Origin of the sequence: Nocardia flavorosea (assembly GCF_015477805.1) — a bacterium.
GTDB classification, from domain to species: Bacteria; Actinomycetota; Actinomycetes; order Mycobacteriales; family Mycobacteriaceae; genus Nocardia; species Nocardia flavorosea_A.
In genome coordinates, this window is sequence record NZ_JADLQL010000007.1 from 64,464 (window position 1) to 79,596 (window position 15,133).

General features: G+C 67.4%; 16 protein-coding genes. 10 read left to right on the forward strand and 6 right to left on the reverse strand.

Going from position 1 to position 15,133, the window contains the following annotated elements:
* Positions 1–530: 530 nt before the first annotated feature.
* The gene (locus IU448_RS26295; protein WP_195058400.1) at positions 531–686 is read right to left on the reverse strand and encodes a hypothetical protein; all 156 of its coding nucleotides are present in this window, start codon (positions 684–686) and stop codon (positions 531–533) included.
* 90 nt (positions 687–776) lie between these two features.
* Complete coding sequence (locus tag IU448_RS26300; RefSeq protein WP_228814371.1) at positions 777–1,250, reverse strand: type II toxin-antitoxin system VapC family toxin; 474 nt, start codon at positions 1,248–1,250, stop codon at positions 777–779.
* A gap of 103 nt (positions 1,251–1,353) precedes the next feature.
* On the opposite strand from IU448_RS26300, the gene IU448_RS26305 reads away from it, so the two are divergent.
* The 8 genes from IU448_RS26305 (at position 1,354) to IU448_RS26340 (ending at position 11,181) form a co-directional block, all read left to right on the forward strand.
* Positions 1,354–3,069: an acyclic terpene utilization AtuA family protein gene (locus tag IU448_RS26305; RefSeq protein WP_195058401.1), complete on the forward strand. Its 1,716-nt coding sequence runs from the start codon at positions 1,354–1,356 to the stop codon at positions 3,067–3,069.
* Positions 3,066–4,217 (forward strand): acyl-CoA dehydrogenase family protein, encoded by a 1,152-nt coding sequence (locus IU448_RS26310; RefSeq protein ID WP_416383048.1) that lies wholly within the window; start codon positions 3,066–3,068, stop codon positions 4,215–4,217. The genes IU448_RS26305 and IU448_RS26310 overlap by 4 nt, the downstream gene beginning before the upstream one ends.
* On the forward strand, positions 4,214–5,812 hold the full coding sequence (locus IU448_RS26315) for an acyl-CoA carboxylase subunit beta (protein ID WP_195058403.1): 1,599 nt from the start codon (positions 4,214–4,216) through the stop codon (positions 5,810–5,812). The genes IU448_RS26310 and IU448_RS26315 overlap by 4 nt, the downstream gene beginning before the upstream one ends.
* Before the next feature lie 8 nt (positions 5,813–5,820).
* A complete protein-coding gene (locus IU448_RS26320; RefSeq protein ID WP_324188724.1) occupies positions 5,821–7,878 on the forward strand; it encodes an acetyl/propionyl/methylcrotonyl-CoA carboxylase subunit alpha in 2,058 nt (685 codons plus the stop codon).
* 55 nt (positions 7,879–7,933) lie between these two features.
* The gene (locus IU448_RS26325; protein WP_195058405.1) at positions 7,934–9,094 is read left to right on the forward strand and encodes an acyl-CoA dehydrogenase family protein; all 1,161 of its coding nucleotides are present in this window, start codon (positions 7,934–7,936) and stop codon (positions 9,092–9,094) included.
* 18 nt (positions 9,095–9,112) lie between these two features.
* The gene (locus tag IU448_RS26330; RefSeq protein WP_195058406.1) at positions 9,113–10,003 is read left to right on the forward strand and encodes an enoyl-CoA hydratase family protein; all 891 of its coding nucleotides are present in this window, start codon (positions 9,113–9,115) and stop codon (positions 10,001–10,003) included.
* Between the two features lie 6 nt (positions 10,004–10,009).
* A complete protein-coding gene (locus tag IU448_RS26335) occupies positions 10,010–10,612 on the forward strand; it encodes a TetR/AcrR family transcriptional regulator (RefSeq protein ID WP_195058407.1) in 603 nt (200 codons plus the stop codon).
* Positions 10,613–10,761: 149 nt separating this feature from the next.
* Entirely contained in the window at positions 10,762–11,181 is a 420-nt protein-coding gene (locus tag IU448_RS26340; RefSeq protein ID WP_195058408.1) for a nuclear transport factor 2 family protein, read from the forward strand.
* Positions 11,182–11,211: 30 nt separating this feature from the next.
* Here the strand turns inward: IU448_RS26340 and IU448_RS26345 are convergent, their stop codons facing one another.
* Entirely contained in the window at positions 11,212–11,664 is a 453-nt protein-coding gene (locus IU448_RS26345; protein ID WP_195058409.1) for a MarR family winged helix-turn-helix transcriptional regulator, read from the reverse strand.
* 19 nt (positions 11,665–11,683) lie between these two features.
* Here IU448_RS26345 and IU448_RS26350 point away from each other — a divergent pair, with 19 nt between their 5' ends.
* A complete protein-coding gene (locus tag IU448_RS26350; RefSeq protein WP_195058410.1) occupies positions 11,684–12,346 on the forward strand; it encodes an SgcJ/EcaC family oxidoreductase in 663 nt (220 codons plus the stop codon).
* Between the two features lie 221 nt (positions 12,347–12,567).
* Positions 12,568–12,891 carry a hypothetical protein gene (locus tag IU448_RS26355; RefSeq protein WP_195058411.1) on the forward strand — a complete coding sequence of 108 codons (324 nt, stop codon included), beginning with the start codon at positions 12,568–12,570 and terminating at the stop codon, positions 12,889–12,891.
* 97 nt (positions 12,892–12,988) lie between these two features.
* Here IU448_RS26355 and IU448_RS26360 read toward each other — a convergent pair whose 3' ends face one another.
* From IU448_RS26360 to IU448_RS26370, 3 genes are all read right to left on the reverse strand, one after another.
* Positions 12,989–13,876 (reverse strand): oxidoreductase, encoded by an 888-nt coding sequence (locus IU448_RS26360; protein ID WP_195058412.1) that lies wholly within the window; start codon positions 13,874–13,876, stop codon positions 12,989–12,991.
* 192 nt (positions 13,877–14,068) lie between these two features.
* Positions 14,069–14,494, reverse strand: coding sequence for an organic hydroperoxide resistance protein (locus IU448_RS26365; protein WP_033246407.1), 426 nt, complete (start codon positions 14,492–14,494; stop codon positions 14,069–14,071).
* 8 nt (positions 14,495–14,502) lie between these two features.
* The gene (locus IU448_RS26370) at positions 14,503–14,946 is read right to left on the reverse strand and encodes a MarR family winged helix-turn-helix transcriptional regulator (RefSeq protein WP_195058413.1); all 444 of its coding nucleotides are present in this window, start codon (positions 14,944–14,946) and stop codon (positions 14,503–14,505) included.
* Positions 14,947–15,133: the final 187 nt, after the last annotated feature.

A 15,133-nucleotide genomic window follows, 5' to 3' on the forward strand; every position in this document is an offset into this window, starting at 1 on the left:
TCGTGGCCCGGCCGCGCGCGCGAACCTCGTCACCGTTCGGCCCGGGCCCGCCACCCCCCGTATCGTCGGTTCACCTGGCGAGCGTGTGGAAACCGGTGGGAATCGGCGGACGCGTGTTTCGGAATCGGCGGCCGTACTGTCGTAGCTCGCCGGCCCTTCACTGTCTCGGTATGCCGGTCCCGCCCGGCGCAGAGGGGCAGGACCGGCATACCGGCAGGGTCCAGGGACCGCCGGTCGCCGCAGGCGGGGCGGTTCCAGGACACAGTCGAAGACTGCCCTGTCTGTTGTCGCCGGAAACCCGCACGTCAGCGATTGCCCTGCCGGTGGAGCGAAGGGGAACTCGCGGGGCGGGTGAACTTCGTGGCTGCCGGGAACCGGTCGGAGCTGGATGGGCCGGGTTGCTGGAACAGCAAGCCGAGCATCCCGTGGCCGCGGGGGAGGATTGCGTCGGCGCGCTCGGTGTGCGCAGGGGTTCGCTGCTCGGCGAGCGCGGCCCGGTTGCCGGGCGGGTTCGCCGGGTACAAGCGCAGTTATAGCAACCAGAGGACTGCGCCCGCCGCCGCGAGCACCGCGCACACCGCGAGGCTGATCGCGAGGGGGCGGGTGGTCTTCCAGGTGGAGTAGGCGCCGCCGATCAGGAATCCGGCAAGGGTGAACAGCAGCACTACGGCGATATCGGGGGACACGGCAATCCATTGTGCCTGGTCGTTGCCGTCGCCTCGCGAGCGATCCGGCGAGCCGCGGGGTGTGACCCGGCGGCTACTTGCGGTCGTGTCTTATTGCCACGGGTCGATAGTGGACACTCCGGCGGCCTCGAACGACGACCGGTTGCGGGTGGCGACGATGAAGCCCGTGGCGGCCGCCACGGGGGCAATCACACCGTCGGCGACGGCGATAGCCGGGCCGGCTGCGCGGGCCTGGGACATCAGGCGGGCGTACTCTGCGGTGGCGTCCAGGTCATAGGACAGAATACGCCCGGCGAACGCGGGCACGGTGTAGTTCTCCAGCCAATCGGTGTACTCGTCGCGGCGGCGGCCGGCGGGCATCGCCGCGATTCCGTACCGGAGTTCGCCCACGGTGATGGCCGACAGGTACAGGGTTTCGATGGCTTGGGCGTCGAGCCAGTCGGTGACCCGCTTGTCGGGGGTCTTGGTGGTCGGTTCGCTGATGACGCCGGCAAGCAGGGTGCCGAGCTTGATCCGTTCGGGCGGTTGGACCGCCTCGGTGAGGATGGCGCGCCGAACTAACAAGCACGCGTGCTTGATTTTTTTCCGGCTGACTGTGATGCTGAACTCGTACACGAACAGCCCGGGCGCGCTGCACCGCCCGTAGCGGTAGGAGGCACAACCGCTGATGAGTGCTCTGGCCGACGATCCGGACGTGATCCGGATCGGCAACTGTTCCGGGTTCTACGGCGACCGGCTGACCGCCATGCGCGAAATGCTCGAAGGCGGGCAGCTCGACGTCCTCACCGGCGACTATCTCGCCGAACTGACCATGCTGATCCTGGGGCGCGACCGGATGAAGGACGCCGGGCTCGGCTACGCCAAAACCTTCCTCCGCCAGCTCGAGGATTGCCTCGGCCTCGCACTGGAACGCAAGGTGCAGATCGTCACGAATGCCGGCGGCCTGAACCCGGCCGGCCTGGCGGAAAAGGTCGGGGAACTGGCCGCCCGGCTCGGGCTCGACGTACGAGTGGGGTTCGTCGAGGGCGACGATCTGCTCGACCGGGCCGGCGAGCTCGGTCTGGGCACCCCGCTGACCGCCAACGCCTACCTCGGCGCCTGCGGTATCGCCGACTGCCTCACGGCCGGCGCGGATGTGGTGGTCACCGGCCGGGTCACCGACGCCTCGGTGGTCGTGGGTCCCGCGCTGGCCCATTTCGGCTGGCAGCGCGACGATTACGATCAGCTCGCCGGAGCGGTGGTGGCGGGGCATGTGATCGAATGCGGCACCCAGGCCACCGGCGGTAACTTCGCCTTCTTCACCGAACTGCCCGATCTGGGCCGGCCCGGTTTCCCGATCGCCGAGATCCGGGCGGACGGCAGCAGTGTGATCACCAAACACGCGGGCACCGGCGGCGCGGTCACGGTCGATACCGTCGCGGCACAATTGGTGTACGAGATCCAGGGCGCGCGGTATGCCGGTCCCGATGTCACCACTCGGCTCGACACCGTCGAACTGACGGCCGACGGCCCGGACCGGGTACTCATCAGCGGAGTCCGGGGCGAGCCGCCGCCGCCGCGGGTCAAAGTCTCGCTGAACACGCTGGGCGGTTTCCGCAACGAGATGGAATTCATCCTCACCGGGCTCGATATCGAAGCGAAAGCCGAACTGGCCCAGCGGCAACTGGAGTCCTGGCTACCGCAGCGCCCGGCCGAGCTCGAATGGACGCTGGCCCGGCTGGACCGGCCCGACGCCGCTACCGAGGAGCAGGCCAGCGCCCTACTGCGCTGCGTGGTGCGCGACCCCGACCCGAACAAGGTGGGTCGCGCTTTCTCCAGCGTCGCCGTGGAACTCGCGCTGGCCAGTTACCCGGGCTGTAGTTTCACCACCCCGCCCGGTAACGGTTCCCCCTACGGGGTCTACCGTCCGGGTTTCGTCGATGCCGCCGAAGTGCCGCATACCGCCGTACGCCCCACCGGATCCCGGGTTCTGATGGGCGCGCCGTCGGAAACTCGCGAACTCGCCGACGTGCCCGAACCCGAACTTCCCGAACCGCTTCCACCCGCACCCACCGAGCGTGTTCCGCTCGGCAGTATCGCCCTGGCCCGCAGCGGCGACAAAGGCGGTGACGCCAATATCGGTGTCTGGGTCCGCACCGACGAGCAATGGCGGTGGCTCGTGCACACCCTCACCGTCGACCGCCTGCGTGAACTGCTGCCGGAAACCGTCGAGCTGGTGGTCACCCGGCATGTCCTGCCGAATCTGCGGGCGCTCAATTTCCTGATCACCGGTCTGCTCGGCGAGGGCGTGGCCTATCAGGCCCGTTTCGATCCGCAGGCCAAGGGGCTCGGCGAATGGCTGCGGTCCCGTCATATCGATATACCGTTGGAGCTACTGGCGTGAGCACTGTCTGGAACACCCCCGAACGGCGCGAATTACGCGCCACCGTCCGCGCTTTCGCCGAACGCGAGATTTTGCCGCACCTCGACGATTGGGAGCGCGACGGCGAGATCCCGCGCGACCTGCACAAGGAAGCCGGCGCCCTGGGATTGCTGGGTATCCAGTTCCCGGAATCCGCCGGCGGCTCCGGCGGGGACGGTATCGACGGCGCGATCGTCTGCGAGGAACTGCACTACGCGGGTGTGTCCGGCGGTCTTTTCGCTTCCTTGTTCACCTGCGGTATCGCCGTCCCGCATCTGATCGCCGCGGGCGATACCGAACAGATCGACCGCTGGGTGAAGCCGACGCTGGCCGGTACGAAGATCGGTTCCCTGGCGATCACCGAACCCGGGGGCGGTTCCGATGTCGGTCACCTCACCACCAGTGCCCGCCGCGACGGCGACCACTACATCGTCAACGGCGCCAAAACCTATATCACCTCCGGTTGCCGCGCCGATTTCGTGGTGACCGCCGTACGCACCGGCGGACCGGGCTCGTCCGGGGTATCGCTGCTGGTGGTGGAGAAGGGCACACCCGGTTTCACGGTCGGCCGGAAACTGGACAAGATGGGGTGGCGCGCCTCCGATACCGCCGAACTCTCCTACGAGGATGTGCGGGTGCCGGTGGCCAACCTGGTGGGTCCGGAGAACTCCGGGTTCCTGCAGATCGCGGCCGCCTTCGTCAGCGAGCGGGTGGGGCTGGCCGTGCAGGCGTATTCGAGCGCCCAGCGCTGCCTGGATCTCACGCTGGACTGGGTGCGCAACCGGGAGACCTTCGGCCGCCCACTGATCAGCCGGCAGGCCGTGCAGAACACCGTCACCGAGATGGCGCGCCGCGTCGATATCGCCCGCGTCTACACCCGTGATGTGGCCGCCCGTGCCGCCGCCGGCGAAACCGATCTGATCGCCGAGGTCTGTTTTGCCAAGAACACGGCTGTCGAGGCGGGGGAATGGGTCGCCGACCAGGCCGTGCAGTTGTTCGGCGGACTGGGGTATATGCGCGAATCCGAGGTGGAACGCCAGTACCGCGATATGCGGATTCTCGGGATCGGCGGCGGCACCACCGAAATCCTCACCGGCTTGGCCGCGAAACGATTGGGGTATCAGGCATGACGCAACTGCGTAGCGTCCTCGACACCACCTCCGCGGAATACACCGCGGCGGCCGAGGCCATGACGGCCAAACTCGCCGAAGTCTCCGCGGAATTCGAGAAAGTCGTCGCCGGCGGCGGGCCGGAGAAACTGGCCCGGCACCGCAAACGCGGAAAGCTGACTGCCCGGGAACGGATCGAACTGCTCATCGACGAGGATTCGCCGTTCCTCGAACTGTGCCCGCTGGCGGCATGGGGCAGTGAATTCCAGGTCGGAGCGAGTACGGTCGCCGGAATCGGCGTGGTGGAGGGCGTCGAATGCATGATCGTCGCCCCCGACCCCACCGTGCGCGGCGGCACCTCGAACCCCTGGACACTGCGGAAAACCCTGCGTGTCAACGACATCATTCGCGAGAACCGCCTGCCGGTGATCTCGCTGGTGGAATCCGGTGGCGCCGATCTACCCACGCAGAAGGAAGTGTTCGTCCCGGGCGGCCGGATGTTCCGCGATCTCACCCAAGCCTCCGCGGCCGGAATACCGACCATCGCATTGGTTTTCGGTAATTCCACCGCGGGCGGCGCCTACATCCCGGGCATGTCCGATCACGTTGTGATGATCAAGGAACGCTCCAAGGTGTTCCTGGGCGGGCCGCCGCTGGTGAAAATGGCCACCGGTGAAGAATCCGACGACGAATCGCTCGGCGGCGCCGATATGCACGCCCGGGTATCCGGTCTGGCCGATTACTATGCGCTCGACGAACAGGACGCCATCCGGATCGGGCGGCGTATCGTCAAACGGCTGAACTGGAAGAAACAGGGCCCTGCGCCGCGGCCGTCGGTGCTGGAACCGCTCTTCGACCCCGAAGAGCTGCTGGGTATCGTCCCGCCCGACCTCAAGATCCCGTTCGATCCGCGCGAAGTGATCGCCCGGATCGTCGACGGCTCCGATTTCGACGAATTCAAGCCGCTCTACGGGTCGAGCCTGGTCACCGGCTGGGCCGAACTGCACGGCTACCCGGTCGGGATTCTCGCCAATGCGCGCGGGGTGCTGTTCTCCGAGGAATCGCAGAAGGCCACCCAGTTCATCCAATTGGCGAACAAGACGAACACTGCGCTGCTGTTCCTGCACAACACCACCGGCTACATGGTCGGTAAGGAATACGAGCAGAAGGGCATCATCAAACACGGTGCCCAGATGATCAACGCGGTTTCGAATTCGAAGGTCCCGCATATCTCGGTGCTCATGGGTTCCTCCTACGGCGCCGGGCACTACGGCATGTGCGGCCGCGCCTACGATCCTCGTTTCGTCTTCGCCTGGCCCAGCGCGAAATCCGCGGTGATGGGCGGCGCGCAACTGGCCGGAGTGATCTCCATCGTCGGCCGCGCCGCCGCCGAGGCTCGCGGACAGGCTTTCGACGAGGAAGCCGATGCCGGTATGCGCGCCATGGTGGAGGCGCAGATCGAGGCCGAATCGCTGGCCATGTTCATGTCCGGGCGGCTCTACGACGACGGTGTCATCGATCCGCGCGATACCCGCACAGTGCTCGGTATGGCCCTGTCGGCCATCCATACTGCACCTGTCCAGGGCGCCGAGGGCTTCGGCGTCTTCCGAATGTGAGGCCGGCCGTGACGCAACCACAGCTCATCACCAGTGTTCTGGTGGCCAACCGCGGTGAGATCGCCCGCCGAGTCTTCGCGACGTGCCGCCGGATGGGGCTCGGCACCGTCGCCGTGTACTCCGACGCCGACGCGGAATCACCGCATGTCACCGAGGCCGACGCGGCGGTCCGGCTGCCGGGTAACACACCTGCCGAAACGTATCTGCGCGCCGATCTCCTCATCGCCGCCGCCCGGGCCGCGGGGGCCGACGCCGTCCATCCCGGCTACGGTTTCCTCTCCGAGAACGCGGAATTCGCGCGGGCCGTGCAAGCGGCCGGACTGGTGTGGATCGGGCCGCCGGTCACCGCCATCGAGGAGATGGGTTCCAAGGTCGCGGCCAAGAAGATGATGGACGCCGCCGGGGTGCCGGTGCTGGCCGAACTCGACCCGGACGAAGTCACCGAGGACCAACTGCCGGTCCTGATCAAGGCGTCCGCCGGTGGCGGTGGTCGCGGAATGCGCGTGGTGCGCACGCTCGCCGAACTTCCCGAGCAGTTGGCGGGCGCCCGCCGGGAAGCCGAATCCGCCTTCGGCGACCCGACGGTCTTCTGCGAGCGCTATCTCGAGACCGGTCGCCATATCGAAGTACAGGTGATGGCCGATACGCACGGCACGATCTGGGCGGTAGGCGAGCGGGAGTGCTCGATCCAGCGCCGGCACCAGAAGGTCGTCGAGGAGGCGCCCTCGCCGCTCGTCGAACGCATCGATGCCGTGCTGTCGGGCCCACCGGCAGACGGTATGCGGGGCCGGCTGTATGCGGCGGCTCGGCAAGCGGCCGCCGCCATCGGTTACACCGGGGCCGGAACAGTCGAATTCCTGGCCGACGAATCCGGGGAGTTCTTCTTCCTGGAGATGAACACCCGGCTCCAGGTGGAACATCCGGTCACCGAATGCACCACCGGGCTCGACCTGGTCCAACTACAGATCGAGACCGCGCAAGGCGAACGGCTCCCGGCACAGCCCCCCGCCATGCGCGGTCACTCGATCGAAGTCCGGCTCTACGCCGAGGACCCGGCGCAGGACTGGCAGCCGCAGAGCGGGACCGTTCATCGCATCGAGCTACCGTCGGTAGCCGCCGAATTCGACCTGCTCGACCGTCCGGGTATCCGGCTGGACTCCGGTGTCGCCGACGGTTCGGTGGTCGGTGTCCACTACGACCCGATGTTGGCGAAGGTCGTCTCCTACGGCCGCACCCGCGACGAAGCCGCCCGGCTGCTCGCCGGTGCGTTGCAGCGGGCCCGGATCCACGGCCTGGTCACCAACCGTGACCTCCTGGTACGGGTGCTGCGCCACTCCGCGTTCCTGGCCGGTGATACCGATACCGCCTTCTTCGCCACCCACGGCCTGGATTCCCTGGCCGCGCCGCTGGTGCGACCGGACGCCGAGAAACTGTCCATCGTCGCGGCCACGCTCGCCGAGGCCGCAGCCAATCGGGCCGGCGCCACCGTGGTCGCGGGGGTGCCCAGCGGCTGGCGCAACCTGCCCTCGCAAAAGCAGCGCAAAGCCTACGAAAGCCGCACATCCGGCGTGCACGAGATCGAATACCGGTTCACCCGAACCGGTGTCACGGTCGACGGTTTCCCGGAACTCGAACTGATCTCCGCCACGCCGGACCAGGTCGTCCTCGCGGTTTCCGGCGCATCCGGCCGAGACGAACACACGGATGCGCACGGGCCGGTCCGGCGGCAGTTCGCGGTAGCTCGCTACGGTGACCTGGTCTGCGTGGATTCCGCGTTCGGTCCGGTGGCGGTGCGGCGGCTGCCCCGTTTCACCGACCCGGCCGACCAGGTCGCCATCGGCTCGCTACTGGCCCCGATGCCGGGCAGTGTGATCCGGCTCGGTGCCGAGGTCGGTAGCACGGTCACCGCCGGTCAGCCCATTCTGTGGCTGGAGGCCATGAAGATGGAACACACCATCGCCGCCCCGGCGGACGGCGTGCTCGGCGCCGTGAACGTCGAAGTCGGGCAGCAGGTCGATGTCGGGACGGTACTCGCCGTGGTCGACCCGGCCGAACCGGGCGAGTAGCCGCGCTCACCGATGGCGCCGGATCGCAAAAAAGCACGGAAAATCAGGAGCAGCAATGAGTTTCATAGAATCCGACGAACGCAAAGAGCTGCGGGCCGCCGTCGCCGCGCTGGCCGCGAAATACAGCTACCGCGACTATGTGCTGCCCAAGGCGCGTAACAGCGAACCGCTGGACGAACTCTGGCAGGAAGCGGGCAGTCTCGGCTTCCTCGGCGTGAACCTGCCGGAGGAATACGGTGGTGGCGGCGCCGGTATGTACGAGCTGGCGCTGGTGATGGAGGAATTGTCCGCCCAGGGCGCCGGACTGCTGCTCATGGTCGTCTCGCCCGCCATCTGCGGCACAATCATCACCAAATACGGCACCGATGCGCAGAAGTCCGAATGGCTGCCGAAGCTCGCCGACGGTTCGGCCAAAATGGTTTTCGGTATCACCGAACCCGACGCCGGCTCCAATTCCCACCAGATCACCACCACCGCCCGCCGCGACGGTGATGATTGGCTGCTCACCGGCCGCAAGATCTTCATCTCCGGGGTCGATCAGGCCGAGGCCGTGCTGATCGTGGCCCGCACCGAAGACCACAAGACCGGCAAACTCAAGCCCGCCCTGTTCATCGTCCCCACCGATGCCCCCGGGTTCGAGAAGACCCCGCAGGATATGGACATCATCGAACCGGACCACCAGTTCACCCTGTTCCTCGACGATGTCCGGCTGCCCGCCACGGCCCTGGTCGGCAAGGAGGACGCCGCCCTGATGCAGCTGTTCGCGGGCCTGAACCCGGAACGCATCATGGGCGCGGCGATGGCCGTCGGCATCGGCCGCTACGCCATCGACCGGGCCGTCGAATACGCCAAGGAACGGACCGTCTGGAAATCCCCGATCGGCGCCCACCAGGGGATCGCGCATCCGCTGGCCCAGGTGAAGATCGAGGTCGAACTGGCCCGGTTGATGATGCTCAAGGCCGCCACTCTCTACGACGCCGGCGATGAGATGGGCGCGGCCGAGGCGGCCAATATGGCGAAGTACGCGGCCGCCGAAGCGAGTATCAAAGCCCTGGATCAGGCCATCCAGACCCACGGCGGCTCCGGTCTCACCACGGAATACGGTTTGGCCGCCATGCTCGGCGCGGCCCGGATCGCGCGGATCGCCCCGGTGAGCCGGGAAATGATCCTCAACTTCGTCGCCCAGCATTCGCTGGGACTGCCGAAGTCGTACTGAGCGGCGGAGGTGGCTCCCGTGACCCGAACCGACCCCGCCGATCGAGTGGTGCGTTACGCCGTCGAGGAAGGCTTCGCCACCCTCACCCTGGATTCCCCGCACAACCGCAACGCTATCTCGTCTGCACTGGTCACCCAGCTTCTGGAAGGTTTCGAACGCGCCCGCGGCGATGGGGCTGTGCGCGGTGTGGTGCTCACGCACACCGGCAACACGTTCTGCGCGGGCGCCGATCTGAAGGAAGCGGTGGATGCCGATCCGGCGGCCGCCGCGGATATCCGCACCCAGTGGATGGTCCGGTTGCTGCGCACCATCCTGGAATTGCCGAAACCGGTGGTCGCCCGGGTCGACGGCAATGTCCGGGCCGGTGGGATGGGGTTGCTCGCGGCCTGCGATATCGCCGTCGCGGGGCGCGGCAGCAGTTTCGCCCTCACCGAAGCCCGGCTCGGCTTGGCGCCGTTCGTCATCTCCCTGACCTTGTTACCCAAGCTCACCGCCCGGGCCGCCGACCGCTACTTCCTGACCGGTGAGAAGTTCGACGCCGATACCGCCGAACGGATCGGCCTCATCACCCTCGCCGCCGACGATCCGCTGACGGCGACCACCGGCCTGCTGGCCGAACTCCGGCAGGGTTCGCCCCAGGGGCTCGCCGAGAGCAAACGCCTCACCACCGCGCCGGTACTCGCCGAATTCGACCGCAGTGCGGTGGAGTTGGCCCGGCGCTCGGGTCGTTTCTTCGGTACGCCCGAGGTGATCGAGGGGATGACGGCTTTCCTGCAGCGCCGCCCGCCCCGGTGGGCCGCCGAACCGAGCGGCTCGCCGGCCGAGCCTGCCACCGTAGGAGAGACTCCGTCCGCACGGGAGCCCGCCGACTCCGCGGACCGGGCAGCGCACACGCGCTCGGCAGAATAGACAGTTATGGCGACACCGCATGAACCCAAACAGGACCGCAGCCGGGCCACCCGGCAGCGGCTCCTCGAGGCCACCATCGACTGCCTGGCCGAAAAGGGCTGGGCCGCCGCAACGGTTTCCGTGGTCGCCGAACGGGCCGGGGTTTCGCGCGGTGCCGCCCAGCACCATTTTCCCACCCGGGAAGATCTGATCACCGCCGCCCTCACCTATATGTTCGACACCCGCACGGACCAGGCGATGACGGCGGCCGTCACCGAATCCGGCCGGGACCGTACCGAAGCGGTCGTCGCGGGTTTGGTCGAGTCCTACACCAGTCCGCTCTTCAAAGCGGCCCTCCAGGTGTGGACCCACGCCGCCGCCGATCCGGTCTTGCGGGAACGAATCGTTCCGCTGGAGGCGCGTTTCGGCCGCGGCGCCCACCGCCGCGCCGTCGCAGCGCTCGGCGTCGACGATTCCGATCCGGTCACCCACCACCTGGTCCAGGCGACCCTCGACCTGGCCCGCGGTCTCGGCTTGGCAGATGTTCTCACCGATGATTCCGCCCGCCGCAAACAAATCGTCCACCAGTGGGCGACCACCCTGCACGAAGCCCTCGAAGCCCGGCGGTGACCGGGGCGGGTTTCTCCGGTGCTGTGCCGCATCCGGTAGTGGTTCATCACCACCGCCGGGCACGGAAACCTTTACCTCTCAGGTAATCGCCACGCCGCACCGCGCGCTGCGAATATCGGGTGACACGCAACCGAAGCCAGGAGAACCCGATGACCGAAACCGCCGTTGCGCAGAGCACCCGGGCCACCGTCGAAAAATTTTTCGCGGCACGCGCGGCCGCCGATACCGCGGCTCTCACCGCTTTGTTCGCCGACGAGGTCGATTGGCTGCTGGCCGACAACCCCGTGGTGCCCTGGATCAGGCCGCGCCGCACCGCCGCCGAATGTGGCGCCCAGTTCGATGAACTGATGGCATATGTTGTTGCCGAGGACGCCCGCGCCGAGATCGATACCTTCCTGGTCGACGGGGCGGACGCGGTCCTGTTCGGTCATGTCGCCGGCCGGGTGCGCGCCACCGGGAAAACTTTCGAGGGCCCGTTCGCCCTGCGGCTGACCGTCGAGAACGGCCGGATCACCCGGCACCACCTCTACGAGAACAGCCTCTCCATCGCCCAGGCCTGTATCGCCTGAACGAGCTTCCGCGGTGAGCCGATCACGTGTTCATGTGTTCAGGTTCGCCGTCACCTCGCGGTATGCCTGGGTGGCCGCGGCGAAATAGGCGGTGAGTCCGTCGCGCTGGGCGGGGGTGAGTTCGGTGATCGCGGCGGCGATCGGTGCCTGGACACGGGCCAGGATCTCGGCCAATCGCTCGGGTTGCCGGCCGGTGACGTGGACCAGTACCCGGCGGCGGTCCGCCGCGTCGGGCACACGTTCGGCGAGGCCGGCGTTTGCCAGCCGGTCGACTGCGCGGGTGGTGGCGCTCGGGGATAGGCCCAGTCGTTCGGACAACTGTCCGGTGGTCATGGGGCCGTCCGCGTCGAGCAGGCTCAGGGCCTGGTAGTCCGTGGGGCCCAGCCCGCAGGTCTCGGCGGCGGTCAGGTGGAACTGAACCACCGAAGCGAGATAGCGGCGATAGATCTCGGGGCTTACTTCACCGTTGACGCTTGTTTGCATGCATGCAATTATTGCATTCATGCAAAAGAAAGCAAATTCCCCCCGGCAGTCCGGAACCGGGAGCCCGGCCCCTTTCCGGCGCGAGCGTCGTAAGCGGTGGCCATACGTCACCGGCGCCGTCGCCGCGGCAGTGGTGCTGGCCGGCGCAGGCGCATACGGCTGGCTCAGTGCCACCTCCACCGTGGCGGACCCGGGGGCCGAATCCTGCGAACAAGTACCGGTGAATTGGGGCAGCACACCGCCGGACAGTCGGGCGGTCGCGGATATCTGTGCCACCATGACCGGACTCGTCGCAGCCTGGGACGAGAACGACGCGGTGGCCTACGGCGACTGGTTCACCGCCGATGCCATCTACACGACATGGGTCGGCACACACTACGTGGGCCGCGACGATATCGTGCGCAGCCATCGTGCTCTCTTCACCGGCCCCCTGGCCGGAACCCGTTTGGCGGCCCGCTATCTCAGCTTGCGCTTTCTCACCGAAGAGGTGGCCGTGCTGGTCTCCCGCGGTGACACCTACAAGGACGAGGTGCCGGATTCGCTCGCGAAAATCCAGTCCTACACGCTGGTACGGCAGGACGATGCCTGGCGGATCGCCGCATTCCACAACACCGAACGCGGAAAGGTCATGGAACGTATCCAGTTCCTCTGGACCCCCGAAACCCGGCCCGCTGCCGAATAGCGGTCGCACGCGGGCGTGCGCGGCGGAACGAAAGATCTCGAAGAAGGACCAGGTAACGGGCGTAATCGGTAGTTTGTGATACAGGTTCGGCCGCAGGAGGGCGAACCGGCTCACGCCGTTGTTCGATCACGATCGCGTTCGCGATCGGTGTGTTCGGTAGTTCGGGTTCGTCGCGCAGCAGGGCACGCGGATCGCGGCCCTGCCGAGGAGAAGGGGCGTGAATGGCGGATACAGGACGTTCGAGACGTACGGACCGGGTGGTCGCCGCGGTCGACACGTTGGGTACCAGGCTTTCCGCAGGATGGTTACGCCATGAGCTCGTGGTGGCGTCTCTGGTCCTCTCGTTGTTCACTCTCGTGATGGGACTGACATCCGAACACCCCGGGTGGCAGATCGGATACTGCGCGGCCGGCACCGCGGCGGGCACCGCTTCGGTGCTGGTACTGCGCAACGCCGGGCCCCGGCAGTGGGTGGCGTCCATCGGAATCGCCCTGGTGAACGTGCTCCTGTTGATCGTGTACGGGCGGATGTCCGGCGATCTGTGAACAGCGGCGAAACCATCCGAACCGACCGGGGATACGGCGTACCGGAACCGCGGTCCGCAGCGCGCAGCCGAAATACGCCGTAGGTGCTGCCCTGGATTCAGTCCAGGCCGAATGAAACCGCGGTGAGTTCCTCGGAAACATCCCAGAGCCGTTCCGCAGTGCGCACATCACTGGCTGCGGCAGACCGGCCGACGAGTGCGGGGTAACCGTGGAGTTCCCCGCGGCCGTCCGGCCCCACATAGCTCGCCCCGGGCAGATCCTGGGTTGCGGCGAACAAGGTGGGCAGGGCGGCGCGTTCCGGCGTCTGGGCGAAGAACCGGCCCGCCAGGTGCACGAGCCCGACCAGGTATTTGTTGCGGTCCCGGGTGCCCAGCTCGGTGGCCGCATAGCCGGGGTGCGCCGCCGTCGCGCGGATTCCCGAACCGGCCCGCCGCAGCCGCCGTTCGAGTTCGAGCGTGAACAGCAGGTTCGCGAGTTTGGCGCGCGCGTAGGCCCGCACCGGGTTGTATCCGCTTTTCCGGAAGTCGAGATCATCGAAATCGATGCTGCCCGAGCGGTGCAGGCCGGAGGACAGTGTCACCACACGATCGGTGATCTGCGGCAGTAGCAGGTTGGTGAGTGCGAAATGGCCGAGATGGTTGGTGCCGAAATGCATTTCGAACCCGTCGGCCGTCCGGCCTTCCGGCACCATCGCGACCCCGGCGTTGTTCACCAGGATCGCGATCTCCCCGTCCCAGGCGTCGGCGAACGCGCGCACGGAGCCGAGATCGGCGAGATCGAGCCGGCGAACCTCGTGGTCGCCGCCGATCCGCCGCGCCGCCTCGGCACCGCGGTCGAGATCGCGGACGGCGAGCACGGTATGGGCGCCGGCGCGGGCGAACGCGGTCGCGGTACCGAAGCCCACGCCGCTGTTCGCGCCGGTGACGATGACGGTTCGGCCGTCGAGAGCGGGCATATCGGCTGCGGTCCAGTGCGTGGAACTCATACCCCGACGGTATCGGGCCCGGCCGGTCCCGGGGGACCGTTCGGAAGCGACGGTCGTCGCCGGGTTTCGCCGGGCGCGTCCCGGCTGCCGGTCAGGGGCCGTTCAGGGACGCCGTCGACGAAATCCCGCGCACGAGGCCGACGCCGAAACCGGCTGACCTCGTGCGCAGGGCCGGTCGATCGCCGGGACCGGTCAGTCGTCGGTGACGACGACGTCGACGTCGATATTGCCGCGCACCGCGTTCGAGTACGGGCACACCTGGTGCGCGGCGTCGGCGAGTTCCTGGGCGGCGGCATGGTCGAGGGTGGGGATGACGACCTCGAGCGTGACGGCCAGACCGAACCCACCGCTACCGTTCGGGCCGATGCCGACCCGGGCGCCGACGCTGGAGTCGCCGATTTCCACCTTCTTCGTGCGGGCAACCAGTTGCAGCGCGGAGTGGAAGCAGGCGGCGTACCCGGCGGCGAACAACTGTTCCGGGTTGGCCCCGTCACCGCTGCCGCCCATCTCCTTCGGCATGGCCAGTTGCAGGTCGATCCGCCCGTCCGGGGTGCGGGTGCGGCCGTTGCGGCCGGCGCCGGTGGAGATCGCTTCGGCGGTGTAGGCGATATCGGGCATCGGATTCCTCATTTCTGGTTGTCTTCCCGGGGCTGCGATTCGCAGAACCGGGTGGCGAGATCACGCAGTAGAACGGCTTCTTCGGGGGAGATGTCGAATTTCCGTTGAACTCGGCGCTGCACGTCGGCCACGCGCGGCTGCAGGCGCCGGCCCGTCTCGGTGAGGTGGATGGTGACCAGCCGCTCGTCGGCATCCGCGCGCCGTTTCTCCACGAAACCGAGCGTCTGCAACCGCCGCAGCAGCGGTGACAGCGTCCCGCTGTCCAGCCGCAGTCTTTTGCCGAGTGCCGAAACGGTGATCCCGTCCTTCTCCCACAGGGCCAGCAGGGTGACGTATTGGGTGTAGGTGAGCCCGAGCTCGCCGAGCCCGTCCCGGTAGGCATTGGACGCCACCCGGGCCGCCGAGTACAGGGCGAAGCAGACTTGCGAGTCCAGCAGCAGGTCTTCGTCCATGCGGACGATCGTGCCACGCGTTTAAATTATGCGCAACTCAGTTGCGTGCAACTTAGTTGCGCATGGATGCGAGCGATGCCTGCGCCCGGGCTCCCGCTTGTCTTCGCTCCGGAAATCTGGCCTCTACGCGTCTGCGTGTTGCGTTTCGACCTGTCCGAGGCCGGAGCGCCGGCAGGTTTGCGGTCAG